We start from the raw sequence: 26,161 nt of genomic DNA on the forward strand, positions 1-26,161 counted from the left end.
GCCAACAAGCTCTCAAGTGGTTGCTAACGGGACCATCCGGGATAGCATTATCCGCAATCCATTTCAAGAAGTGGTAACAATGGCTTTCTAAACAAGCAGCTTTCCAGGCTAGAGCTGCTCTCCCTGCGATGAGAAGTCATTATCATGTCTCCTTGATTCATTGACTCTAAGTATAAAGTCGGCCTTTTGAAAAGTCAATTGTAAATCAACAATTAACCTGGTCGCCGATTGGCCCCAGTCATTTCAACCTCCCGGGATAAGAATCTAATTCGCTGCATCAGCCGTTTAGCCTTAAGAGGTTCATCATCGCCCCGCTGATTGACTCGCAAATGTTCTTGCTCAAGCTGGTTCATCGAAAAGTTAGAAGTAAAGAAGGTCGATAACTGCTGTTGCATGCGATACTCCAAAATAACTCCTAAAACTTCATCGCGAACCCATGACGACATCGAATCGGCCCCAATGTCGTCAATCATCAAAACTGGTGACTTCTTAATTGCATCAATCTTTTCAGCAACGTTGTTAGTCGAAATCGCAGCCTTCATCTCAACTGCAAAGCTTGGAAAATGTACCATGGTTGTCTGGATGTTTCGATCAGCTAATTCATTGGCCAGTGCCCCCGTTAAGTACGTTTTCCCAACACCAAATGGTCCATAAATATACAATCCTGGATGAAAATGGGTAGGATCAGCTTTCATCGCATTGATAAATTCAATTCCCTTAGTTAAGGCATCAAATCTGGATGCATCTTTATCAAAACCATCAATCTTAGCTTGCTTAATATCTTTTGGCATCGAAATAGTTGTAATCCGACGAGCCAACGACTGCGAACGTTGCTTGGCAATTGTTGTTGGCGAAGCAGTATACGCAATATCAATCAAATGATCATTGACGACCAGTTGCGGTAAATATCCGGGCGCAAAAGAGCGTTTGTCTTCTTTTAGCTGACGTTTGACGGTTACGTATTCATATAATTTAGCAGCTGATCGCTCAACCACATCGTCAGCCAGTTCTTTTTGATGCTGTTTCAAGAATCCAGCAATTTCAGGATCGTGTTGAATATCCATCATCATTTTATTGAAGGTTTGGGTAAAGGTGCCACCGTTAATTTTTCGATCTGCCATTATCTTTTTGACGTAATCAGACACTCGCTGCATCCACACTCACCTACTTTCCTACTTTTGATTTTTTAATTGATTTAATTGTTCTGCTAATTGTTTCTTCTGTTCAGCGGTTAAACCAGATTTGCCAACTTTCTTTTGGGTACCTTGAGGCTCTTTTGCCCAGTCAGGCAAAGTCTCTTTCACATTAATCCGCTTGTTGGCCCGTCGGCGAGTGGTTTTATCAGTCTTTTGCTGAACGTGGTTTCTCAACGCCGCAATTGCACCTTGGGCAGTTTGAACCTTTTTTTGTGACCAATCATCGGCAATCGTAGAAATTAAGTTTTGATTCAACGTAGAATGCTGTTCGTCCACCAAAATATGATAAATTAAAATGTTGATCACTTCATTTGGAAATACGCGTAAATTAACTAAATTTCGCAATATCCGCTGCTCACCAGGCGTCACCAGGCCGTGCTTTTGGTCCTTAAGTTGTTGAAGAAATGCCGCTGGAGCTGTCGCTTGACTGATTTTAATCAGTTGCTGCGTTGCACGGTCCAATTCCGCTTCAGGGCCACTTGATTGGCCAGCAACCTGTTGACTATGCTCGACAGGCGGCTTTTGCATTTCGAACTGTTGTGCAATTAGCAGCTTCAATCGGCGCTGATTCAATCGATTTGTATTTAAATCGGTTGCCTTTTGAATCAATTTAACCATCTCAACTTCATCAATACCATAAAGTAAGTGTTCTGATAAAATTAAGTCGTGGGCAACCTTCACACTTGCTTGATCGACGTATGAATTTGTCAACATCTGTAAAATTAAATTGAAATCAAATTTCATCGCTGCTGGTTGTAAACTTTCCGCATTGCTGAAACTAGCCTCTTCATTATTGAGTGCCTGCTTAACTTCATTGACAGTTCCAGGAATATGTTTAACCAAGTTAGTGGGCACTTGAAAAACATCTAAGAGGGAAGCAGAAATATTATTAACCGGCCCAAGATCGGGTAACGGTACCATCAAGCGTGAAACAATTTGCTTATAAGTCTCATCACCCACTTTTCCCAACAGCATCACCGACAAAATGTCTGTTTTCAAGAATTCCTTGGCTGACAATGGCTGCTGCAACGCGTAAATTAACGGTTCCGTGGGTTTCTCGGTTACAAACGTCCCAAGTAAATTGACAGCTTCTAAAGCCTTTCGCTGATTGGCAATCTTTTCAATTCCAAGGTTTAGCATGCTTTGCAGCTCATAGTGCTTATGCAAAACCATCTGATTGTGGTCGTTAACACTTAATGACCACAATAACCGATATAACGACAGTGCATCGCGGCCAATAATTGGCAAATACAAGTTATTTAAAACATTGTCATCAATCATACTATTCACATTTGCGTTAATCATCACAAATTTGGCATCCGGAGTCAATTTGTGAACCGAATTTGGCATTTATTTTCCCTCCGGATTCGTCTTGGCGTGCTTTTTCTTATCCTTTTCCATAATTTCTTTAAGCTCTTTATAAAAAACTGACATATCTTTAAATTGTCTGTAAACGCTAGCAAAACGAATATAGGCGATTTCATCCAGGTTAGCTAAATCTTCCATCACGTACTCGCCAATCTGTTGACTGGACACTTCGTTTTCACCCAATGATCGCAATTTATTTTCAACTCGATCAACCAATTCCGTAATTGAATTCATTGAAACGGGCCGTTTTTCTGCGGACCGGACAATCCCTTTCATCAATTTTTCCCGGTTAAACTCTTCACGGTTGCCATTCTTTTTAATCACCAGAAGCGGTGTCACCTCAACCCGTTCGAAAGTTGTAAACCGAAAACCACAGTGTTCGCACTCTCTTCTACGCCGAATAACCCGGCCGTCATCAGTTGGCCTGCTATCAACAACTTTAGAACCGTTATACCCACAATGAGGACATTGCATGACCTTCACCTCGCTTAATTCGTTTCTGTGGCTAGCCACTTATCAATTTGCGCCCGAGTTTGCATGATCGTTCCAGAATTATAAATAATTGTATCAGCCAAATTGCATTTAGTTTGCAAAGGCCACTGACTATTAATCCGCTGATTTGCGGCACTATATGTCAAGTGATTGCGGTTCATCAACCGTCGTAGCTGCGTAGCCGAGTTGCAATACACAACAACCAATTCATCGACAATATGCGCATACCCATTTTCAAACAAAGTTGGCGCGTCCAAGACAACTAAATGAGCCGTTTCGTATTTCTTGAATTGTTGGCTGATCTGGTCACGAATAAACGGGTCGATTGTCCGAACCAATTGTTTAAGGGCTGGTTGACTGCTAAATACAAGCTGGCCAAGCGCCCGACGATCAATTTCACCATCATCTGCTAAAATGTCGTGGCCAAATGTTTGAATAATTGCTTCATATCCTGCCTGACCCTTTTTCTCAACTTGATGAGTGATCAAATCAGCATCGATAATTGGGATCCCAAGCGTTTTTAAATAACTACTGACTGCGGACTTACCCGTGGCAATTCCACCAGTCAATCCAATTAACTTACTCATTTTCTTCTCCATGTATGACTTGACACTGAGGGCAAAAATGCGTGCCCCGTTGTGCCAACTTAATCTTAACAATTGGCGTTCCACAGCGCAAACATGGTTTGTTTGTTCGACCATAAACGTTTAAATGATTTTGAAAACTGCCAGCTTCACCATACGCATTCGAGTAAGAATGAACCGTTGTTCCATGCCCAGCGATGGCCTTTTGGATTTCAGTAATAATGTTCATTCTTAAACGCTTAATTTCGTCAAGCGTGAGCAAATTAACGGGTTGCTCTGGATGAATTTTACTCAACCACAGAACCTCATCCGCATAAATATTCCCTAGGCCGGCGATTTTACTTTGGTCCAGCAAAAACGGCTTAATCATTTTCTTACTCTTCGCAAAAATGGTCTGCATATAGTCAACTGTCAGGTCACGTTCAGTCGGTTCCGGGCCAATATTTCGCAAACCGGCAACCGACATTTCATCACCCGTATGCACCAAGTTCATTCGGCCAAACTTTCGGGTATCGTTATATCGTAATTGACGGCCATCAGCTAGGTGAAAAATAACATGGGTGTGTTTGCCGATTGGTGCGCCTTCTGGTTCAACGTCATACTTGCCTTCCATTCGTAAATGAGAAACAATCGTCAGCCCGCCACTTATTCGGATAAACAAGTACTTACCCCGGCGGTCGACCGCTTCAATCGTTTTTTCCCTTAAAGCATCTTCAAAGGGCTTCTTGGGTAGATTAATCATTTTTTCATAAATAACGTCAACTTTTTTGATTTGGCTTCCGGCCACCAATTGCGTTAACCCACGGCGAACCGTTTCAACTTCAGGTAATTCTGGCATTCTATCTCCCCATCAATCGTTCGTTTAATCTAATTGTTTGTGGTCAATCTGGTTTCTAAGATCTCATTACTTTGCATCATACCACGTCTTCCCCCAATGACTTTCAACTTTGAGCGGTACATTGAGTTTAATTGCGGAATCCATCACCTTAGGAATCAATTCTTTGACCGTTGCTAATTCATCATCGGGCACCTCAAAAATCAATTCATCGTGAACCTGGAGCAACATTGTCGTTCGCATGTCCTTGATAGCGTCTGCCATATTAATCATCGCAATCTTAATAATATCGGCCGCACTTCCCTGAATTGGCGTGTTCATCGCCGTTCGCTCAGCAAAAGCCCTTAAATTAAAATTCCTAGAATTAATATCTGGTAAGTATCGGCGTCTATGGGCAATCGTTTCCACATACTGATGATTTCTAGCAAACTCCACAATATCTTCCGTGTACTTCTTTACCCCTGGATATTCTTCAAAATATCGTTGGATAAATTGATGGGCCTGTTTTCTAGAAATCCCGGTATTTTTAGAGAGACCATAATCACTGATACCATAAACAATCCCAAAATTAACCGCTTTAGCTTGACGCCGCAATTCAGGTGTCACCTCGTCATTAGAAGCCAGCCCAAAAATTCTGCGGGCAGTTGTGGCATGAATATCTTCGCCTTCACGAAAGGCCTCTTGCATGTTTTGGTCATTCGTAATGGAAGCCAAAACTCTCAGTTCAATTTGAGAATAATCAGATGAAAAGATTTGCCAGCCTGGATGTGATGGCACAAAGGCCTCCCGAATCAATCTACCTTCTTCAGTTCTAACTGGGATGTTTTGCAAATTTGGGTCAACAGATGATAATCGGCCGGTTTGCGTTAACGTCTGTAAATATCGCGTATGCACCTTTGAGTCATCTTGATGAATGACTTTTAATAACCCATCAATATACGTTGATAGCAGTTTAGAAATTTGGCGATAGTCCAAAACGTCCTGCACAATTGGCGCATCAGGGGCTAACTTTTCTAACACATCGACGGACGTCGAATAGCCTGTCTTCGTCTTTTTTAAAACCGGCAAGTGAAGTTTTTCAAAGAGAATTTTACCAAGTTGTTTAGGTGAGCCAATATTGAAAGTTTCGCCTGCTTGTTGATAAATTGCTTGTTCAATTTCACTCAGCCGTTCAGTGAACTTGCTGCCCATTTCTTCAAGCTTTGTTGGATCAACCTTAATCCCGCTGATTTCCATATTAGCAAGCACAAACGCAATTTTGATTTCAATGTCGCGGTAAAGCTTCGTTTGATTGTGCTGATCCAAATCAGCAAACATGTTGTCATGTAAAGCATCAATCGCCTTGGCTTTATGAACCAAATGAGCTAAAAAAGCTGGCGACTGCGTGTCAATCGACCGCTTAGCGCCTTTACCATAAACTTCCTCGTCTGTTTTCACATTGTTAAAGCCATGGAGATGAGCAACCGTGCCAACGTCGTTACTATTATTAGTTGTATTAAGCAAATAAGAAACCAGCAACATATCAAAATCAACGTTTTGAAGAATGATTGACTGGCGATAAAGACCGACGTATGTCCGTTTAGCATCAAAAACGTTTTTCTTAATGGTCGGGCTGGTCAAAAGTTGTTTCACGATATCCGCTTGCAGTAAATCGGGGTTGTTAGTTACAAACCATTGATTACCTTGGCCAATTGCAAACCCAAGGATTGGCGACGTATGATAATTCTCATCGGCCATTTCAAGATGAAACGACACTTCGTCTTGAAATTGCTTTAGAGCTGACAGATTATCGGCAGTGAGCGTTTCATATTTAATTGCCGCAAATTGATTCTTTTCGTCATCAGAATCATCAACTGCCAGATTTGACAAAAATGACTTAAAGTTCATTCGTTCATAAAAGTCGGTTAATTGTTCTAGTTGATCACCCTGATAGCTCAAATCCGAAAGCGAAATTGTAACGGGCGCATCACGATTAATGGTTGCCAGTGTCCTTGCGCGCTCAGCCTTATCCTGATCTTGAATCAAGTGTTCCTTTAACTTCTTGCCAGAAACTTCATCAATGTGATCGTACAAATTTGCGATGGTGCCAAATTGCTGAACCAGCTTGAGGGCCGTTTTATCGCCAACTTTTTCAACGCCAGGATAATTATCGGAATTATCACCCTTTAACCCCTTAATTTCAATGATTTGGCTAGGCTCAACGCCTAATTTTTTTTCGACATGCTCCGGGGTATACTTTTCTAACTCAGTAACGCCCTTTTTAGAAACTTGTACGGTTGTCTTATCAGAAGTTAACTGCGTTAAATCGCGGTCGCCGGTTACAATAACGACTTCATAATTACCTGCTTGTTCAGCTTGCTTAGCCAGTGTGCCAATAATATCATCAGCTTCATAATTTGGCAGCTCATAAGCTTTGATTCCTCGAGCATTCACTAGCTCTCGAATAAACGGAAATTGTTCGGATAATTCACTGGGGGTCTTAGCCCGGCCGCCTTTATAATCCGAATACATCTTCGTTCGAAACGTCACTTTACCAGCATCAAAAGCAACCAAAACATCGGTTGGCTGTTCTTCTTTGAGAACTTTGTCTAACATGCGGTTAAATCCGTAAATGGCGCTCGTATGTAATCCCGAAGTATTTGTAAATCGATCCAGAGATTGATATAACGCGTAAAACGCTTTAAAGGCAATGCTATTTCCATCGATCAATAATAATTTCTTTGTCATGTCTTCTCCTCTGTATTAGTGAACAGCGCAAAGCGATTCTAGAAATTGACAATTACAACTGGTTTCTATCATGAGAACCCGGTCGCTTCAAACTAAAAGTTCCCAATTTTTGAATGCTTGACTATGGCATGTGTCTGGCGCTGCTCTGCGTAACTGTTCTGAAGCACTTAATATAAGTTTACCACGCTGGCCGGCGGTTATGTAGCCAAAAAAGGAAGGCATCAAGCGCTATCCCTCTTTGAGCTTTTCTGGTCATCTAAAAAAGGGTCAGAACAAAATAACTGTCCCAACCCCAAAGTTGATCTTTCAATCGTATTTTAGCGTTCATTACTGTTACCGAAAATTGACAATAACTGCAAGAACAAGTTAACAAAGTCCAAGTATAACTGCAAAGCACCAAATACTGCCAAACCAGTCATCGAAACTTCGCCGCTGCCGGAGTATTGATTGTACATACGCTTCATCTTTTGAGTATCATAAGCTGTCAAAATCGTAAAAATCACAACGGCAATGATTGAAAAGACAAATGCGATAATCGTGCTTCTCAAGAAAATGTTGATAATCATTGCGACGATCAAGGCGATTAGCGCAGCGGTTGCCTGTGCGCCCCATTTATCAAGATTACGTCGCGTTACTAATCCATACGCCGTCATTGAAATGAAAATAGCCGAGGCGGAAACAAACGCTGAGGCAATTGACGCGCCCGTATAAGCAAATGCAATTGTTGAAAAGACAAAACCGCTTAAAACGGCATACAACATTAAAACAACAAAGGCAAACGTTGGCCGCTTAAGTGCTTGAAAAGAAACAATGAAAGGCATGACGAACCAAGCAATCAAAGCAATCCACATCGTGCCGCTATGCGTATTAATGGATGCGCCCGTTTGACCGAGGCCCGTACTAATCAAAAACGCCGTCGCAGCAGAAACCAACACAGCTAAACTCATCCAACCATACATCTTAGTTAAAAACGCATTCAGGCCGGCCGCATTGTTAACCATTTTGCGCTCGTTCGGTCGTTCATTTGGGTAATTATCCATGAAATCCGCTCCTTTTATAAAAAATTCCTACTCTTGTTAGATAATTCTACCAAACAGAAGCTGATAATCAAGTAAAAATACTTCACTATCAGCTTTATAAGAAATCCTTAATTAATTTTCTTGCTTAAATGACTCAATAAATCTTCATATGATTTTTCATATTTTTGAATATCGCCAGCACCCATAAAAATCACAACATCATTATCATAGTCCAACAATGGTGACATATTATCTACCGATAAAATTCGGCCACCTTTGGTAATCTTTTTGGACAGATCCTCACTTGACACTTTGCCGTGGCTTTCCCGTGGCGAACTATAAATTGAAGTCAAGAAAACTTCATCCGCCAAGTTTAAGCTTTTAGCAAAATCATCCATCAAGGCAATTGTCCGGCTAAAAGTATGGGGTTGAAAAACAACGGCAATCTTCTTGCTTGGGTATTCCTGGCGAGCAGCATCAATGGTTGCTTTAATTTCAGTTGGATGGTGCGCATAATCATCAATAATCGTCATCCCAGAAATTTTGCGCTCTGAAAAGCGCCGCTTAACGCCTTGGAAGGTTTTCAACTCTTTACGAATCTCATTAAGATCTACTTCCTCAAAGTAGGCAACGGCAACCACAGCCAAAGAATTAAAGATATTGTGTTCACCAAATAACGGAACTGAAAATTCTCCTAAATCTTTGCCTTTGTACAAAACATGGAAGCTAGAGCCACTTGTGGTTCGTTTAACGTCGACTGCTTGAAAATCATCCGTATCATGCAGGCCGTAATAATAAATGGGTACGGCCGCCTTCAACTGACGCAGCCGTTGATCATCACCCCAGGCAAAAATACCCTTTTTAGTCTGATTAGCAAACGTTTGAAATGCGTCTTGCACGTCATCAATGCTCTTGTAGTAATCTGGATGATCGAAATCAATATTGGTCATAATGGCATAGTCGGGTTTTGTCGCCAGAAAATGACGACGGTACTCATCGGCTTCATAGACAAAAAACCGTGCATTGGGCACTCCTTTACCAGACCCATCACCGATTAGATAGTCCGTCGGCGCAATTCCGGATAACACATGGGCTAGTAAGCCGGTTGTACTCGTCTTACCATGAGCACCGGAAACTCCAATACTGGTTTTGCCTTTAATCATCTTCCCCAGAAATTCATGGTAACGATAGACTGTTAAGCCCATCTCACGAGCTTTCTTAATTTCTGGATGATCATCCGTAAACGAATTGCCGGCAATCACCGTCAAGCCCTCGTGAATATTATCGGCACTAAACGGTAAGATCTTAATGCCAGCTTGTTCCAATCCCCGCTGAGTAAACGTGTACTGTTCAATATCTGAACCCTGAACTTTTTCACCACGGTCATGTAAAATTAATGCCATGGCACTCATTCCGGTTCCTTTAATTCCTACAAAATGAAAAACAGTGTTTGAATTCATATGTCAACCAACCTACCCATCAATCTTAATTTTTAGTATCGTCAGCGGAATCGTCGCCGTTTTGGCGGTCAGAAGGATTATAGTAAACACTTCTGGGTTTTGCTCCTTGCTGCTCAGAAACCAGATGGCGAGCTTGCAAATCATCAATAATGTTTGCAGCTCTATTATAACCGATTGAAAATACACGTTGAAGCTTTGATGTCGAAATTGTCTCTTCTTGTGCAATAAATTTCATGACTTGCGGCATCAATCGGTCATGGGAATTCTGATTTGAGACGGTCTGTTTTAAACTATCTGGTGTAAAAAGATAGTTTGGCGTGCCCTGCTTGCGAACGTAATCAATAACCTCAGTTAATTCTTGGTTCGTTACAAAGGCGCCTTGTAATCGATTAGGTGTGTTTGCGCCGCTTCCAAGGTAGAGCATATCACCTCGTCCAAGCAATTGTTCAGCCCCGCTGGTATCCAAAATTGTCCTTGAATCAACTTGGCTGGCAACCATAAAAGCAATTCGAGTGGGAATGTTGTTCTTAATGGTGCCCGTTACAACATCGACGCTTGGCCGTTGGGTGGCAACAATCAGATGAATTCCTGCTGCCCGGGCCTTTTGGGTAATCCGAACAATTGCATCCTCAACTTCATTTGAAGCCACCATCATTAAATCAGCCAATTCGTCGATGATAACCAAAATATAAGGCATCTTCAAACCAGCGTCGCCCGTTTGGTCAGCTTGCTTATTAAACTGTTCAATATTGCGAACCCCCGCAGCAGATAATTTTTCATAGCGATTATCCATTTCTTGGGTTAACCATTTTAAGGCTGCCGCTGCGCTTTGCGGATCAGAGATAACGGGTGAAAGCAAATGAGGAATGCCATCATAAGGGGCTAATTCAACTGCTTTGGGATCAATCAACAGCAATTTTAACTCGGCCGGGGTGGCTTTAAAAAGCAATGAAACTAACAAACTATTAATGAAAACACTTTTACCAGAGCCGGTTGCCCCTGCAATAAGCCCGTGAGGCATTTTTCTAATATCAGTCAATCTCGGTGTGCCAGCTAAATCAACGCCTAGTGCAGTCGTGAGCGGGGAGTCGGCCTGTTTAAAGTCATCAGCCGTTAAAATCTCTGATAACAGCACTGGGCGCGGATGGGAATTAGGAATTTCGATCCCCACGGTTGACTTTCCGGGGATCGGCGCTTCAATTCTGATATCTTTAGCGGCCAACGCTAATTTTAAATCGTCAGTTAGATTGGTAATTCGGCTCACTTTGACGCCTAAGGCCAACTTAACCTGAAATTGGGTCACCGTCGGGCCATTTGTCCAGTCAACAACCTCAGCATCAACCTTAAAAGCTTTAAACGTTTTATCAAGTACATCAATTTGATGTTCAATCCACTCATCCAATGAATTATCGTTAGCCTTGGTTGGTAGATTGAGCAGCGTTACTGGAGGAAATGAATAGCCCATTTTAGCCGGCGCAGGTGGGCGCCGGACTAAGTCATTATTAGTTTGCGTATCAGAATTGAGTGTCGCTGGCTGTTGTTGATCAGCTGATTCCAAGTGGCGTTCATTTTCTTTTGGTTGCGGATTGTCATCAAATAACGCCAGTGATTTTGACCCACGCTGTTCCTGTGATACAATTGCCGCCAACGATTGGCCAAGCCCTCGTCGTAGCTGGGGATGGTTTTCTTGACTATGGTGCAATAAGTTTGTTCGCTTAGTCTGGTGATCAATTGTTTTAGGCAGCTCATCACTCTTTGCTAATTTCTTAGCCTTAGCAGTTTGGTCGACTTTTTGCAAGTCAGCTGTATGCGTATATGGACTGGGTGTATGTATAGAAGAGGCTGTTTTAGTTGCTTGCCTCTCCGTTGTTTTAGTCTGATCGCTTATCACAATTAGCTCATCTTGATCTACTCGTAATTGATCCGTTAGTCGCTCATAAAGACGTTTTTGCCTTCGCGTTTGATTAACAAAATAGCTTGGCATCACTTGCTTTTTGTGAACAGCATTTTTCGGTCGCCTTTTCGGTTGAAAATTTTTAATTTCCTTCAAAAAGGCGGGAACCTCGTCATCACGAACTGCCGAATTGCTTAGTTTCGACTGGGGCCGACTAACACGCCTGGGTACAGACAAACGATTGGCGTTAGGCTGCCTAGGTTGCTCCTTATTTTGGCTTTTGCTTCTCGTTAACCGACGTCGAAAAAAAGCTGGTCCGTCGTAATTCGTCATGTTATATCACCTAAATTAACTAAATAAATTTTGTGCCCTTTTAAAATCAAATGGTTCTCCCACCTGATAATCATCGGGTAATATCAATGCTCCTGGAACCTGTGGCGCATTCGGTAATCCTAATTCTCTGCCAGAACAAATCATGCCATTGCTTTTCACCCCACGGAGTTCACCCGGCCAAATAATTTGTCCATCTGGCATCATCGCTCCGACTTTGGCAACTACCACTTTGATAGCTGCTTTCATATTTGGCGATCCACTGACAATTTGTAGTTCCTGACCATGATCAACTTCAGTTTGGGTAATTTTTAGATGATCCGAACGGGGGTGAGCGTCAACTTGCTTAACATAACCCACTACAAACCTAGGCTGGTCATCAAATTTGATGTCCCCGGGAAACCCATGAGCGGTTAAATATTGATTTAACAAATCAATTTGATGCTGATCCAAATCAACGCGGCCATTGATATGAACAAGTTCAGGTAAAATGGTGCTCGCCTTTAAAAAGTTGTAACCCAACGTCGTATGATGGGTCGAATCAAAAATTCGTGCCACGTTATCATGAATGGCTACCTGTTGTTCAGCTGTATCTTGATTCATGATCAAAACCATCGTGTCACCAGTACTTTTAGGGTTATAACTTGCAATTAACATTAATTTATCCTTCCAAACTTACTTAATTTTGAGTGAATCGATAAATGATTCGACTTCTTTTTGAGTCTTTCGGTCACCGTTTGAAAAACGGCCAATTTCTTTGCCATCCGAGTAAGCAATAAAGCTTGGGATGCCCATTACATTCATTTCGCCTGCCAAGTCGATGTTTTCATCCCGATCAACCTTTAAAAATTGGTACTCAGGATAATCATTTTCAATCTGAGGCATTGCCGGCTTAATAAAGCGGCAATCCGGGCACCAGTCGGCTGTGAAGAACAACATATATCGACCGGTTTTAAGCTGTTGATTAAGTGATTTTAAATCAGTTTTTGGTAAATCTTTCATTCTAATCATTCCTTTCATCAAATACTACGAACTAAAGTATAGCGCAAAACCCTAAAATTACCGAAGAGTTTGCTCAGACACCATTCCTATATTAAAGTATATTTAATAACTAGAAAAGGATGCCTTTTTATGAAAAAACAAACACTATTTTATACTTTATCTTTAGTTACTGCTACAACTTGTCTCTACATTCAATCCAGAAAAAAGCACCATCAGCAACGCTTTTTAGACCAAATTGTTCAACACGCAAAACGCCAGCGACCGCTTAAACATGAACGCTATCTTGGCAGCTGGCAGCTACCACCAAGGCGTGATTGCGCACCGGCAGATTTTCACTTTGGATTAAACTATCAAGACAATCATGGCCAAATCAGTAGCCAACAGTTTTGGGCAGATAGTCAGACCGGCCAAATTCTTGGCTACCAGCTCATTAAGCTGTGAAGTGAGCAATTAGCTTATAAATCGGCCCGTTTGGACTAAATTTTTGCTCGTATTCAGTTTCAATATTCGCTTCATTTTCGGGGGAATGGTGCAAATCTAATGATACATAATCAAACCTGAGTGGAAAATTATTCATGGTAACCAGCGTGTATTCAAATAGGCCACGATTATCAGTCTTAAATTCAATCTGACCATCTGCACTTAGTACTCGTTGATACGTTTGCAAGAACTTGGGTGACGTCAATCGCCGTTTAGCGTGTCGTTTCTTAGGCCAAGGATCAGAAAAATTCAAAAAGAGTCGTTGAATTTCATCCGCTAAAAAGATTTCATCTAAATTGGCCCCATCCGTTAATACGAATTGTAGATTAGGCAAAGGATCAGCCATGAAGCTTCTCAATGCCGTTGCAATAACTGATTTTTGCAGTTCAACGCCAATATAGTTAATTTCAGGATGAGCCTTGGCCATTTCAATGATAAAGCGCCCTTTACCAGTCCCCACCTCAACATTTAGTGGCTGGGGCTTGATAAACCGTGTCTGCCACTTGCCTAACCAGTTCTTTGGATCAATGACAATATAATCTCCATGGGCTTTGATGTATGAATCAGCCCATGGCTTATTTCGTACCCGCATAAAATTCTCCTAAACGTTTAATCATAACTGAGTTGAAATAACTGATTGCAACCCAGGCTATTGTAATTGTTAACTTCAAACCAATCGCACAACTATTTCAATTTAGCATGGTTGTGCGATTGATTTATTTTGGTAATAGCTTCATCCATCAGATAAATAAGTGACCAGCTCTCTTCTCGTCATTGACACCACTTCTTACTTGAATAAACTTTATCTGCATGAAAGCTAATTGCCTTGCCGCACGTGCTTCTTTTTTATTGGTTAATCTCGACTCCGCTGGCCCCTTGCGATTCGACGGGGAACGTACAAATAAATAAACGCCCAAATTTCGACAGCTTCGCCAATTATCACGCCTAAAATTGTCATCAAATTATTGGCATTTACAGCGATTACCGCAATGCCAAAAATGATTGCGACGATACTTAATAGCCACAACAATACCCGCTGAAAATTCTTTAGTTGAAATTGATGAGTGACTGGGTAAATATGAACAAAAGCATTGTCATCAAAGTGAAAGTAAAATGGGATCATCTGAAAACCAATGAGGTAAACAAACAATAAGCATAAAACGATTGGCAATGCTTCACCTTTGATAAAAACTAATAACAGTGTCCCAATAACCATCAGTCGAACGTATAGGCCACTCATTTCGTTATCCCGGGCAATTCCGTGTGCATAAAGATAAAGATAAGTATTATCTGGAATGAGCTTGATTCGGCCCAGTAATGTATCTAAGTATCGACGACGCTTAACCGAGCCGGAAATTGCCGGCACATCGGTAAACAAATTAAAAAATTGATACACAGTGTGCATCCGACTATTTTCATCATTAATCATCGTTTGCCAATCAACAGACCGATTTGACCATGATCGGCGGCCAACCCAACTAGCCACAACTGCAGCGGCCACCAGTAACAAGGCTGCCACATAGCTAAAGTAAGCTGCAATGGTCAAGGCCAATAACGGAATAATGAACCGCCAAATTAAGCGCTGATAACCCAACCGCCAATTTGGCCGCAACCGATACTTTCTGGCAAACTCCGCATTCAGCCAAGTTGCCTTTAGCCCCAACAGAATCAACAATAACATAACCATTTCCAAGCTATCAATGCGCGTTGTGATCTGAATAAACGGCAGCATGACAAACCAGATGAGAATTTGAATGAACCAAGCCAAAATCAGGCTGTAATTAAACCCCCGCTTGAGGTAATCAATCATTTCAAATTCCTTGGGCAGCAAGAATACGTAGTCTGGATCTTGGACCAAGGTTGCCATGCGCCCCAATTGAAGACCAACAAGGTGGATGCCGATTGATACAAGTGGCGCCCACCACACGCCCACATGAAGCTGCTTTAACGCATTGGAATAGTAATACCCCAATCCGCCGATCATAAATAAAAGCGCCAGCACAAAGTAATCGTTAAACACCAGCCGCAGATAGCTCATCATTTCTTTTAGATGATTAACAAGCCGTCGTTTAAATAACTGCTTCATGACTGCCCGCCTTCCCTTGCTAGGGTCAGGTAAATGTCATTTAATGAATCGCCTGCATCAGGGAATAACTGCCTGAGCTGCTCAATTGTGCCTTCGGTTCGAACCTGACCATCGTGGAGTAATACGAAGCGATCACAATACCGTTGAGCCGTATCTAGAACGTGCGTTGACATTAAAATACTGGCCCCCTGCTTTTTACGATTAGAAATTAAGTTTAGCAAATCGTTAACGGCTAGTGGATCCAATCCCAAAAACGGTTCGTCGATGATGAACAATTTAGCATTAGTTAGAAATGCGCAAACAATCATCACTTTTTGCCGCATCCCTTTGGAAAAATTATCTGGGAACCAATCAAGCTTGTTGTCCAATCGAAACAGCTTGAGTAATTTGCGCGCACGTTGCCAAGCTTGGTCATGATCCAAATTATAAGCTAACATCGTCATTTCCAAATGTTCCTTTAGTGTTAGTTCCTTATAAACAATTGGTGCCTCTGGGATATAGGCAATTTGTTGCTTATATTGTTTAACATCCTGATCCAAGGTCGTTCCGTTAATCTTAATGGTTCCCTTAAACGGGGTTAACAAACCAATGATGTGGTTGATAGTCGTCGATTTACCAGCACCATTTAAGCCAATCAGCCCCACTAACTCGCCATCCTTGACATCAAAGCTGACATCTTTTAAGACAGGTACCTGCGAGTAGCCGCCAACTAGGTTGGAAACTTCTAAAGTCATCTTGTCACTCCACATCCCTAATAAATTTACAGAACAAATTATAACATATAAAATCTGCCCATGAATGAGCCCCAACAGACATTAATGTTATAATACCAAGTAGTATTGGTAGAAAGAAGGTTAATTTAATGAAAGATTGCATTTTTTGTAAGATTGTCGCCAACGAGATCCCAAGTTACACTGTTTATGAAGACGACATCGTCAAGGCTTTTTTGGATATTTCCCAAGGAACACCGGGCCACACACTGGTAATCCCCAAAAAACATATCCCCAATATTTTCGAATATGATGAGGAGCTTGCCAGCCAAGTATTTGCCAGAATTCCTAAAATTGCGAGGGCCGTTAAAGCTTCTAATCCTGATATCAAAGGAATGAATATCTTAAATAATAACGGGCAAGTTGCTTATCAATCCGTTTTTCATTCCCACTTCCATTTAATCCCACGCTACAGTAATCAAGATGACTTTAAAATGATCTTCAAAGATAATTCAAATCGATATGATGCCGATGATTTGAAGAAAATTCAAGAGTCAATCAAGGAACACATGGGTGATTAATGATGAAAACATTTCTTAAGATTGCGGGGGCAACGACATTTGTTGCCGGCGTCTACCTTTATTCGCGTAAACAAACCCCATCTGAGTTTGTTGAACAGGCCAAGCAAACTTTTAATGTCAAAAAAGCAGCCGTGAAAGATTGGCAAACCGCTTATGGTGATTTCAAGAAATCACTTGCTCATTTTCAATCACAACTTCCCAAAGTTATGGAGGTCATCGATGACATACAGCGAGACGTTGATGAAGCCAGCTTCCAGATCCAGCCGCGAATTGAAGAGATTAATCAAATTGTTAATCATTTAGGTGAAAAGGCTTAATCGAATGTTAGACAAATTTGAACATTTGTTTAAATTCAAGCCCAAATTATAAATATTCCAGATATTATGGTATTATTATCTGGAACGTTTGCTTTCCAAACGAATACTATTGTAGAAATGGATGTGTTTTTGTATGAAAAAATGGCTAATCGTTTTAGCCGGTGTCATGATGAGTTTCACCCTTGCAGCTTGTGGCAGTAAATCTGTTGCCACAACAAATGGTGGCAAGATTACCGAAAGTGCTTATTATAGTAGCTTAAAGAGCACTTCAAGTGGTAAACAAGTCTTGCAACAAATGATTTTGAACAAGGTTCTTGAAAAGCAGTATGGCAAAAAAGTTTCCAAGTCACAAGTTAACAGCGAATATAATAAGTATAAGAAGCAGTATGGTTCTTCGTTTAACGCTGTTCTCCAACAAAATGGTATGACTGCTTCCCAATTAAAGGATTCAATCCGTTCAAATCTCTTATTAAAAGCCGCTGTTAAAGACAACGTTAATATTACTGATGCTCAGCTTAAAGATCAGTTCAAGTCATACCAGCCAAAAGTGACGGTTAATCAAATCTTGGTATCCAAGAAATCAACTGCTGAAACCGTTATTAAGCAATTGAAGCAGGGCAAGAGTTTTGCCAGCTTGGCCAAGAAGTACTCAACTGACACTGCGACTAAGAACAAGGGTGGGCGTGTTGCACCATTTGACAACACAAACACTACCTATGATACAAACTTCAAGAACGCCGCCTTCAAGTTGAAGAATGGTGAATATACTAAGACCCCAGTTAAGACGCAATATGGTTACCAAGTTATTCAAATGGTCAACCATCCAGCCAAAGGGACTTACAAAGACCACGAAAGTGAATTAAAGAGTCAGATCGTTGATAAAAAGATGGCTGACAGTAACACCCTTCACTCAGTTGTTTCAAAAGTTCTGAAGAAAGGTAACGTTACAATTCAAGACAAAGACCTTCAAAACGTTTTGTCTGATTACCTCTCATCAAGTTCAAGTTCAAAGAAGTAAGTTCTAATCTTGTAACACAAAAAGATTGAATTTTGGGAATTCTCAAAATTCAATCTTTTTTTCGCTTATTTTAGAGTTCTTTAAAAAAGTTGACTTTGTGAAGGTTTCTGAGTTGGAACTGGTGGCTTGGGCTTATAAAAGCGACGGTTATCTAACCCGAAGATCCGATCTGTATAATCACCTGGCGCGACGTTTTTTAACGCGGATTGAATCATCATAATTGTGGCATCTAGTTCATCCAGATGATGCAAAATCTCTGCTTCCAGAATTTGTGGGCGCTCCGGGGATCCGTATTCTAATAATCCATGATGCGCCAAGATCATATGACGCAGAAGAATCAGATCCTGTGAATCCCTACTAATCCCAAGTTTATCAGCCGCCTCTACAATCTCAGCGTCCATAATACTTAAATGTCCGAGCAGATTACCAGCTAGTGTATATTCAGTTGCAACCGGTCCAGATAATTCAATAGTCTTTCCCAAATCATGTAAAATCGTGCCGGCATATAGCAGCGGCGCATCAATGTCCTGATACTGATTCACAATCGAATGTGCCAGCCTCAGGATCGAAATCGTATGAAACGCTAATCCCCCAGCAAAGTCGTGATGATTTGACTTAGCCGCTGGATACGTAAAGAAAGCATCAGCATGTTTAGCAATCAACGCTCTCACAATTCGGTTGTATGTCGCATTAGTAATTTCAAAAATTGTCTGGTTAATAATATCTTCCATTTGGTTGCGTGTCATTGGTGCTCGCTTGATAAACGCAAGTGGATCATGAGGTTCATCATTTTTCGCCAGCCGCATCGCCATAATCCGAATTTGTGGGGAATTCATATAATTTTCGCGCTTCCCTTTCAATAAAACGACTCGGCCAGAAACAAACTGTTGAATATCTGCCGCCGACGCATCCCAATATTTACCAGGTAATTGCCCCGATGAATCCTGAAATACCAAGGAAATAAAATTCTTACCATTTTTTGCAACCCGCTTTTTGGCTTCTTTAAGTAATACATAAAGTTCAAATTCTTCATCAAGCTGGAGATCCATTAATTGTTTGGCCATAAAACTGCCTCCTAAATAAAGTGAGCGAAGCAAAGCGCTTAGAAAGCGGAGTGTAAGGCTCCTCAGACAGGAATTCCCGGGCTTGGAGTTTCTGTCTGAGGTGCTTACACGGAGCTTTCTGCTTTGCATAGCTGTCCTAATAAAGTGAGCGAAGCAAAGCGCTTAGAAACTGGAGCAAAAGCAGCTTGACCGGAAATCCCGGGCTTGGATTTTTGGTCAAGATGTTTTATGCGGAAGTTTCTGCTTTGCGTAGCTGTCCTAGTAAAGTGAGCACACCCCACATCCATTGCCATAACACCTATAGCTGGCTTAAATCCAGCACGTCAAACTGATCCAGACCACTATCTAAATTAGCTGTAAAATACAGGACTTGCGTTTGCTTGCTAATTTCTTTTAACGTTTCAAAAGCCGCTTGTTTCCGCTGCTTATCAAAATTAACAAACCCATCATCGATGATAATTGGTAATGGGTACTGATCACTAAAGCCAACCGTCATCGAAAAAATTAATGATAGGTACAATTGTTCCAGCGTTCCCTTTGATAATTCATTCAACGCAAACACCATATCGTCCTTACGAACAACGCTGATATCATCCTTAAATAAGATGTCCTTGTAGCGACCAAGTGTCAAGATTGAAAAATAACGTTTAGCCAAGTTTAAAATTTTAGGGACTCGACCGCGCGTGGCGATATTTAAAACGTTTCGAATCCACCTTGTTGCTAATTGTAACGCTAAATAGCGATGAACATCACTTAAAATATCCGTTTCTAAGTTAGCTAATTGTTGTCGCAAGTTATAATAATCACCACTCTTAACCAATTGATCGACTTTAACGTTTAGGCCAGCTCTTTGCTCACTTAAAGTATTAATCGTCTGTTGCAACTGATCGATTTGCTGATCGGTTTGTTGAATGGTTGCTTGTAACTGCGCTTGATCAACGGTCTTAGGAATCGTTACTTGCGCTGCTTGAATCTGTTCAGCCAATTCCTTTTGACGTTTCAAATCCGCCCTTATCCGTGCTTGATCTTTTAATTGCATATAAAAATCATTATCCGTGGCAATTGCGCGCTCCTTAAAAAATGACTGCTTTTTCTGGATAATTTGCTGACGTTTTAGTGTTGCTTGATCAATCATCTTTTGATAAATTGCTAAACTGTTTTGCTTGCTTAATTTGTCAGCACTTTGTTCCCGCCAGCGTGAAATGGTTTGTTCAAGCAGGCTTAAATTATTTAAGGCGTTTTGATTATCAAATCGTAGCCAATCTTGGGCAAACCGCCAGTGATCAAAAAATTGCTCGTAACGCCCCTGCTTTTCTTGTAATTGAGCGTCAATCGTCGCTAGTGACTGTTTCAATGCAGTAAGTTGTCGAAGTTGAGGCTGAATTGCCAGCCACTGTGCTTTGGCAATTCCCTCCAAACGATAACGGGTCTGTACCTGACGAAGGCTTTCTTGAACCTGTTCTAATTGGTTCGTTAAGTTTAGGGAAGTTGCCGGCTGATCGACAGTTGGGGTTGGTTTGTGATTAATTTGTGGTTGCAGTGCCCAAATTAACAGGCCAGCCGCCACTAAGTATCCCAACCATCTCACTCCCCCGCTAAATAAGAACCCAGACATCAACGCAACCAAACCAGCAATGCCGTAATAAATGATGGCCGGGGTTTTAGAAGCAGCTGCTTTTCCCCTTTCTTGTCTCGTGCGTTGGTGCTGCGTCATTTGTTCTTGCAGAACTGCTTCTTGGTTTAACCACTCATTGATGGTCACCACCTCATCTTCTGCAAACGGACTTGGTAATTGGCCGTCATGATTTTTAGGGATGGTGGTCACTAACTGGTTGATTTGGCGTTGCGTTTGCCTTTGCTGATCGGTTAAGTAATGAATCTGGGCTGCAATATTGCGCTGTTCTGGAATTTGCTGGGCGAATTCATCAATTTGCTGCCGGTGGCCCACATAAAATACCTGAGCTGGATTAGTGGTCATTGCCTCACTGGCCGCCTTTTTTTTGGCCTGATTTTCTGCTATCTGTCCCGTTAAAGATTGAATTTGCAAGTTAAAATTTTCAAACATTTGGCGATCTGGTTCAGAAAAGCCCGGCTTAACTTGCTGATCATTTACATGAGCTAATTCTTGTTGTTCCTTGATGAGCGGTAAGTATTGAGCAACCTGATGATTCTGGCGAGCTTGTTTTTGTTTAGCGGTGAGCTTCGTTCGCTCATCTGCAATTTGAGTTGTTAAATCAGCTACTTTTGATGTGAGTGAGAGATACCGGGGATACGCTTCTTTAGCCTGCTGAACCGCTTCTTCAAGTTTTCGGTATTGTTTTAACTTAACGTTAATCGTTTTCGTGCGGCCTCGAGGCTTATACAACTTATCGGCGGTCTTCGCCAACGCTTTTTGCAATTGGGCCCATTGATCGGCATCTGTCACCCCAATTTGTTGAATTCGCAGCCCCAGTTCGGCTTCGTCCGTCCTATAAAAGGCTTTCTCATCAAAATCGCCAAAGTAGAATAACTGCCGATAAGCCGTTCGGTCAATTGGTGAAATCAATTTCTGAAAGTCAGTTTCCAAAAGGTGCTGGTGAGCACTCACGTCAAAGAAATCGACGTCACCACCATTTTTGCCTTCTGTTCGAATAAGTTTATAGTCATTGCCGTTAGCCGAAAATAACAGCTCACCACCATATGCTTGGGATCGTTTGGGATGATACTGTCCGTGAACGGCTTGATTTTTAGTTTGGAAGCCAAATAACATCGATTCAATAAAATCAATAAGGGTACTTTTTCCCGCTTCATTTGGCCCATAAATAACCTGTAGCGGTGCTTTGATTGGAATTTCTTGGTCAAGCCACTTTCCATAACCGTAAATCGTTAGTGCTTTAATGTTCACTTGGAAGAATCCCCCTCATCATCTGAGTGCAAAACCTGCTCTTGTAAAAGCGCACTAGCTTGGTTGAACAAGTCCTGCTGGTTAGCTGGATCAGCCAAATCGGCTTTAATAAAAGGATACTTACTTAAGCCCTGATCCATTAGTTTAATAAGCTGATCTTGGGTCAACGTCATTTCCTTTGCTTCTTCAAAAAAACGTTGATCCAGACTACTTAAAATTACTTGATCAAAAACATGAACTCTAATCGACGTTATCCAACAGTTTAACTGCTGCCAATGGTTGCCCATCAGTTGCTGAACGGCTGCTAACAGATCACCATCAGTGACCGATTCTAAAATAGCTTTTGGTAACGACTGCTTTGAAGTTAACCTGATTCGGATGAAATGCAGGGACGGATATTTTTGCCGTTCAATTTGGCTCATGATGAGACTGGCAAGGCCATTAACGGATTGGGTGGTAACCGGAACCGTCAGAATCTGCCAGATGATCGGCGCAGTGGGACGAAATTCGGCAGCCAGATTGTGCCCCGTACTTTTAACTAACAAATAACCCTTTTCACCAGATTCGTTAATGTGTCTCCCTTGCGAATTTCCTGAGTAATTAATGACGCCGCGATTGTCAAGGGACTGACGCTTATGAATATGCCCTAGCGCCCAATAGTCGTAATTTTTGGACTGCAGCTGCTCTAAAGTAAACGGCGCGTAATTGGCTTCTGGTGACTTGAGGGTAGCTAAACTGCCATGAAGCATCCCAATATTCCAATCAGCGTTCGCTGCCAGCGGGTAGTCGTTGATGATCGGCTGGGTCACCCATTGGCTGCCAAAACTAAAGCCATGAATGGCCACCAGTTGGCCGTCAGGTAAGCGAAGTTCTTTAGTCTCAACCTGATTACCAAAGACCTGTGTATTCTTGGGATAATCCAGATTTTTAAAATCCCCGCGGTAATAATCATGATTACCAAAAATGATAAAGACGCTGATTCGCTGTTCAGACAATCGCTGCAACTGCTTCATCAAAAATACCTGTGCTGACACACTCCGCTCCTGTCTGTCAAATAAATCTCCTGATAATAAAACAAAGTCAACTTGCTGAGAAATGGCGTCATCAACAATTTTTTTAAACGATTTAAAAGTTGAATCTCGAATTATTTCCCACAATTGCGGTGGTAGTGAATCGTTATGTAACCCTAAGAACGGACTATCTAAATGTAAATCCGCGGCGTGAATGAATTTCATCGAAAGCAATTTCCTCCTAAATGATTATGTCTAACTCGCCTAAACGATGCATTTCCGATTGGTGGTTTCCTCAAAAAGCTCGGCAAGTGACCAATTAATGAATGATTAATTTTGGTCGAACCATCAAATAATCCCCTTCGTCTAAAAAGAGTGATCGAAACAAAATAAGTTTTGCCTCAATCACTCCTATAACCAGAATACCATGTCGATTAACTTCGTTGTAAAGCACCCATCATCAATGATCCAATTTTTCAAACCATTGATCGTTTGTCTACCAAGTGTCTATCAAGGCAGCCACAATGAGTGGCCAATTAAATCAACCTAAAAGCACCTTCGAAACACTGGTACCGTCTATTAATTCCGGTACAATTCCATGATTGGTTTAGTCACCAAATCGTTTACATCACCTAAGACCTGATTCAAAGCCTTTTCATTGCTCATTAACTCAGAAATAATTTGGTTCTGTCCCATTTGAGTGGCCATTTGTTGCGCATCATTAATTTCTGCTTCAGTTGGCTGAGTTCCCTGCATCTGCTTGCGTTGCAACTGCATTTGGGTTTGTTGAAACTTTTTAAATAATTGAAAAGTGTCTGAATCTGCTCGCAATTTTTCATAAGTATTCTTTAAATCTTGAAATTCTTTGGTAGCCGTTAATTCTTGTTGCAATTGGGTCGCTAACTCAGTCATTTTGTCATTCATTAAATTATCCACCTTAATTTTCATATTTCCTTTAGTTTACCACAAATGCCTATCAAACTCCGAGGGATCTATTGGCCAAACCAACTCTTAGCATCATTGAACCATTCCTTAGCTTTTTGCTCAACTTTATTTGAATAGTCGTTGGTTTTCTTCTGGATGGTATCCCAAATACTATCATTATTGTTTTCACCTTGGACAATTGTTTGGGCATCCTTAGTATTAAACGCAGAATTTTTTGTATAAGGGAGCATCGTTTGCATTTCGGTTTTAAATAATGGACCAACTCCAGTTCCGCTCAAGTTCTCCAAATGGTGGGCTTGACTAGTACTATCAAAGCCCTCCCAAGTGGCAACCACTAAATCAGGCGTGTAGCCAATAATCCACTTATCCTTAGTCGCATCTTTAGAGCCAGTGTCATCCGCTTCAGTACTCCCTGTTTTGCCGGCAACTTGATAACCATACGGCTTGGCATCAACACCGGTTCCATTATTAAAGACGCCCAGCATCATACTGGTCATTTGCTTGGCAACTGACGAAGACATAATCTGGCGGCCTTGCTGCTTAGCAGTATTGTCAACAATCACTTTCCCAGTTGAATCAACAATTTTTCTAATGTAGAAAGGTTTAAAGACCTTACCGCCGTTTGCAAACGCCGTGTAAGCACCGGCCATTTGCTGGGGAGAAACCCCACCAGACATCCCGCCAAGTGCTAAAGCAAGGTTCTTGTCCTTTTTAGTCACTGGAATATTAAAATCTTTGACTGATTGATAACCGCGATTAACGCCAATCTGATTCAAAAGCCAAACCGCCGGTGCGTTCATGCTTTGGGCTAAGGCCTCATACATCGGCACTTTTCCTTGATACACATTATTATAGTTTTTCGGGGTATAGTGATTACTGCCATACGCCTTTTTTCGATCGACGAGTTCTGAATCAAATTTGTAACCAGCTTCCAAAGCTGGGGTATAAACGGCGAGTGGTTTCATCGTCGAGCCAGGTTGTCTGGTAATCTGGGTTGCCCGATTATAGCCACGAAAAACGTGTTTCCCGCGGCCACCCACAACCGCTGTTACCCCGCCAGTCTTAGGTGAGACACCTATCGAAGCAGCCTGAACTTTAGTGCCATCCGTCGCGTTAGCCGGGAAGTAATAATTATTATCAAAAGTTGTCTGCATTGCTTGTTGCTGAGACTGGTTCAAATTGGTGTATATTCGATAGCCGCGGTTCATAATTTCAGATTCAGTCAGCCCGTATTTACTAATTGCCTCATCAATTACGGCATCAAAGTAGTAAGGATACTTATAGCCATCTTTGCGCACATAAGTATCTCGAAGCACAATTGGCGTCTTTTTATAATAATCAGCCTGGGTTTGTGTTAATTGATGATTTTCAACCATTAATTGTAGCACCACATTTCGCCGCCATTTTGCCGCTTTAGGATGATCAATTGGATTAAAGGCACTCGGCGAAGTCAGCATCCCGGCCAATACGGCTGAATCCGGCACCGAAAGATCCACAGCGTTTTGCCCAAAATACTTCTTAGCAGCATCTTGAACGCCCCAAACGCCGTTGCCAAAGTAAGCATTGTTCAAATACATCGTTAAAATTTCTTTTTTTGTATAAACATTTTCAACCTGAATCGACAAAAAAAGTTCTTTTAACTTCCGCGTCATCGTTTGCTCTTGCGATAAGTAAGCATTCTTCACCAATTGTTGGGTCAGGGTACTACCGCCGCCACTAATATAATTTCGATGTAATAATTTGTTTTTTAATAGTAAAAACATCGCTCGGGCAATTCCCTTAATCGAAAAACCATATTCGTGATAAAAATTGCGATCCTCAGTTGAAAGGACGGCTTTAGGAATATTCTTAGAAACCTGATTTAGTTGGACATAAGTTCCCTTTTGCGCATATAATTCGCCTGCCTTATGGTTACTGGCGTCAAAGATTTCAGTTGTTTTGGCAAGTGAAGATTCCAAATTCTGAACATGCGCCGTTTTGGCTAGAAAAACTAGATAAGTACTCGTTGCTAACCCAATACTCAAGAATAAAACAACAAGCCATTTAACCAAATGATACTTTCGACAAAAGCGGTTAAATCGTCTAAACAAAGGTCCAGCCTTTTTCCTAAATGATTTGGTTGAATTGTTGTTCATACTCATACTCCTTTTATAAATACT

Annotated in this window: 23 protein-coding genes; 4 read left to right on the top strand and 19 right to left on the bottom strand. The window is 41.4% G+C overall.

All coding sequences use genetic code 11. The features are described 5' to 3' along the window. Positions 1–212 precede the first annotated feature (212 nt). The 11 genes from dnaI to YK48G_RS01765 all read right to left on the bottom strand — a co-directional run bounded on the left by dnaI (position 213) and on the right by YK48G_RS01765 (position 12,907). Positions 213–1,154, bottom strand: a complete 942-nt coding sequence (gene dnaI, locus YK48G_RS01715; RefSeq protein ID WP_203628970.1) for a primosomal protein DnaI — start codon at positions 1,152–1,154, stop codon at positions 213–215. An 18-nt stretch (positions 1,155–1,172) separates the two neighbouring features. Further along, positions 1,173–2,546 (bottom strand): replication initiation and membrane attachment family protein, encoded by a 1,374-nt coding sequence (locus YK48G_RS01720; RefSeq protein ID WP_203628971.1) that lies wholly within the window; start codon positions 2,544–2,546, stop codon positions 1,173–1,175. After that, positions 2,547–3,038 (bottom strand): transcriptional regulator NrdR, encoded by a 492-nt coding sequence (nrdR, locus tag YK48G_RS01725; protein ID WP_203628972.1) that lies wholly within the window; start codon positions 3,036–3,038, stop codon positions 2,547–2,549. It abuts the gene before it with no gap. 14 nt (positions 3,039–3,052) lie between these two features. After that, positions 3,053–3,643, bottom strand: coding sequence for a dephospho-CoA kinase (coaE, locus tag YK48G_RS01730; protein WP_203628973.1), 591 nt, complete (start codon positions 3,641–3,643; stop codon positions 3,053–3,055). Then, positions 3,636–4,478, bottom strand: coding sequence for a DNA-formamidopyrimidine glycosylase (gene mutM, locus YK48G_RS01735; protein ID WP_203628974.1), 843 nt, complete (start codon positions 4,476–4,478; stop codon positions 3,636–3,638). Before mutM ends, coaE begins: the two co-directional genes overlap by 8 nt. Positions 4,479–4,544: 66 nt before the next feature. Then, positions 4,545–7,202 carry a DNA polymerase I gene (gene polA, locus YK48G_RS01740; RefSeq protein WP_203628975.1) on the bottom strand — a complete coding sequence of 886 codons (2,658 nt, stop codon included), beginning with the start codon at positions 7,200–7,202 and terminating at the stop codon, positions 4,545–4,547. A 317-nt stretch (positions 7,203–7,519) separates the two neighbouring features. Beyond that, a complete protein-coding gene (locus YK48G_RS01745; RefSeq protein WP_203628976.1) occupies positions 7,520–8,242 on the bottom strand; it encodes a Bax inhibitor-1/YccA family protein in 723 nt (240 codons plus the stop codon). Positions 8,243–8,349: 107 nt separating this feature from the next. Next, positions 8,350–9,681 carry a UDP-N-acetylmuramate--L-alanine ligase gene (gene murC, locus YK48G_RS01750; protein ID WP_203628977.1) on the bottom strand — a complete coding sequence of 444 codons (1,332 nt, stop codon included), beginning with the start codon at positions 9,679–9,681 and terminating at the stop codon, positions 8,350–8,352. Between the two features lie 25 nt (positions 9,682–9,706). Then, positions 9,707–11,908, bottom strand: coding sequence for a DNA translocase FtsK (locus tag YK48G_RS01755; protein WP_203628978.1), 2,202 nt, complete (start codon positions 11,906–11,908; stop codon positions 9,707–9,709). Positions 11,909–11,923: 15 nt separating this feature from the next. Beyond that, positions 11,924–12,562: a YtpR family tRNA-binding protein gene (ytpR, locus tag YK48G_RS01760; protein ID WP_203628979.1), complete on the bottom strand. Its 639-nt coding sequence runs from the start codon at positions 12,560–12,562 to the stop codon at positions 11,924–11,926. Between the two features lie 18 nt (positions 12,563–12,580). Further along, positions 12,581–12,907, bottom strand: a complete 327-nt coding sequence (locus YK48G_RS01765) for a thioredoxin family protein (RefSeq protein ID WP_203628980.1) — start codon at positions 12,905–12,907, stop codon at positions 12,581–12,583. A 129-nt stretch (positions 12,908–13,036) separates the two neighbouring features. Here YK48G_RS01765 and YK48G_RS01770 point away from each other — a divergent pair, with 129 nt between their 5' ends. After that, positions 13,037–13,348: a hypothetical protein gene (locus YK48G_RS01770; protein ID WP_203628981.1), complete on the top strand. Its 312-nt coding sequence runs from the start codon at positions 13,037–13,039 to the stop codon at positions 13,346–13,348. Here YK48G_RS01770 and trmB read toward each other — a convergent pair. From trmB to YK48G_RS01785, 3 genes are all read right to left on the bottom strand, one after another. Then, a complete protein-coding gene (trmB, locus tag YK48G_RS01775; RefSeq protein ID WP_203628982.1) occupies positions 13,338–13,979 on the bottom strand; it encodes a tRNA (guanosine(46)-N7)-methyltransferase TrmB in 642 nt (213 codons plus the stop codon). The two genes, YK48G_RS01770 and trmB, sit on opposite strands and share 11 nt — an antisense overlap. Positions 13,980–14,240: 261 nt before the next feature. Next, on the bottom strand, positions 14,241–15,473 hold the full coding sequence (locus YK48G_RS01780) for an ABC transporter permease (RefSeq protein WP_203628983.1): 1,233 nt from the start codon (positions 15,471–15,473) through the stop codon (positions 14,241–14,243). Continuing rightward, positions 15,470–16,207: an ABC transporter ATP-binding protein gene (locus tag YK48G_RS01785; RefSeq protein ID WP_203628984.1), complete on the bottom strand. Its 738-nt coding sequence runs from the start codon at positions 16,205–16,207 to the stop codon at positions 15,470–15,472. Before YK48G_RS01785 ends, YK48G_RS01780 begins: the two co-directional genes overlap by 4 nt. Positions 16,208–16,335: 128 nt before the next feature. Between YK48G_RS01785 and YK48G_RS01790 the strand changes: the two genes are divergently transcribed. The 3 genes from YK48G_RS01790 to YK48G_RS01800 all read left to right on the top strand — a co-directional run bounded on the left by YK48G_RS01790 (position 16,336) and on the right by YK48G_RS01800 (position 18,099). Then, positions 16,336–16,764, top strand: a complete 429-nt coding sequence (locus tag YK48G_RS01790; RefSeq protein WP_203628985.1) for an HIT family protein — start codon at positions 16,336–16,338, stop codon at positions 16,762–16,764. Then, the gene (locus YK48G_RS01795; protein ID WP_232365244.1) at positions 16,764–17,081 is read left to right on the top strand and encodes a hypothetical protein; all 318 of its coding nucleotides are present in this window, start codon (positions 16,764–16,766) and stop codon (positions 17,079–17,081) included. The genes YK48G_RS01790 and YK48G_RS01795 overlap by 1 nt, the downstream gene beginning before the upstream one ends. Positions 17,082–17,214: 133 nt before the next feature. Next, the gene (locus YK48G_RS01800; RefSeq protein ID WP_203628986.1) at positions 17,215–18,099 is read left to right on the top strand and encodes a peptidylprolyl isomerase PrsA; all 885 of its coding nucleotides are present in this window, start codon (positions 17,215–17,217) and stop codon (positions 18,097–18,099) included. Positions 18,100–18,179: 80 nt separating this feature from the next. Here YK48G_RS01800 and YK48G_RS01805 read toward each other — a convergent pair whose 3' ends face one another. From YK48G_RS01805 to YK48G_RS01825, 5 genes are all read right to left on the bottom strand, one after another. Beyond that, on the bottom strand, positions 18,180–19,163 hold the full coding sequence (locus YK48G_RS01805; RefSeq protein WP_203628987.1) for a 3'-5' exoribonuclease YhaM family protein: 984 nt from the start codon (positions 19,161–19,163) through the stop codon (positions 18,180–18,182). 298 nt (positions 19,164–19,461) lie between these two features. Beyond that, positions 19,462–22,047 (bottom strand): ATP-binding protein, encoded by a 2,586-nt coding sequence (locus tag YK48G_RS01810; protein ID WP_203628988.1) that lies wholly within the window; start codon positions 22,045–22,047, stop codon positions 19,462–19,464. Beyond that, positions 22,044–23,282 (bottom strand): metallophosphoesterase family protein, encoded by a 1,239-nt coding sequence (locus YK48G_RS01815; RefSeq protein ID WP_203628989.1) that lies wholly within the window; start codon positions 23,280–23,282, stop codon positions 22,044–22,046. Before YK48G_RS01815 ends, YK48G_RS01810 begins: the two co-directional genes overlap by 4 nt. A 354-nt stretch (positions 23,283–23,636) precedes the next feature. Beyond that, positions 23,637–23,981: a YlbF family regulator gene (locus YK48G_RS01820; RefSeq protein ID WP_203628990.1), complete on the bottom strand. Its 345-nt coding sequence runs from the start codon at positions 23,979–23,981 to the stop codon at positions 23,637–23,639. 68 nt (positions 23,982–24,049) lie between these two features. After that, the gene (locus tag YK48G_RS01825; RefSeq protein WP_203628991.1) at positions 24,050–26,137 is read right to left on the bottom strand and encodes a PBP1A family penicillin-binding protein; all 2,088 of its coding nucleotides are present in this window, start codon (positions 26,135–26,137) and stop codon (positions 24,050–24,052) included. Between the last annotated feature and the right edge of the window lie 24 nt (positions 26,138–26,161).

The organism is Lentilactobacillus fungorum (assembly GCF_016860605.1).
Taxonomy (GTDB): domain Bacteria; phylum Bacillota; class Bacilli; order Lactobacillales; family Lactobacillaceae; genus Lentilactobacillus; species Lentilactobacillus fungorum.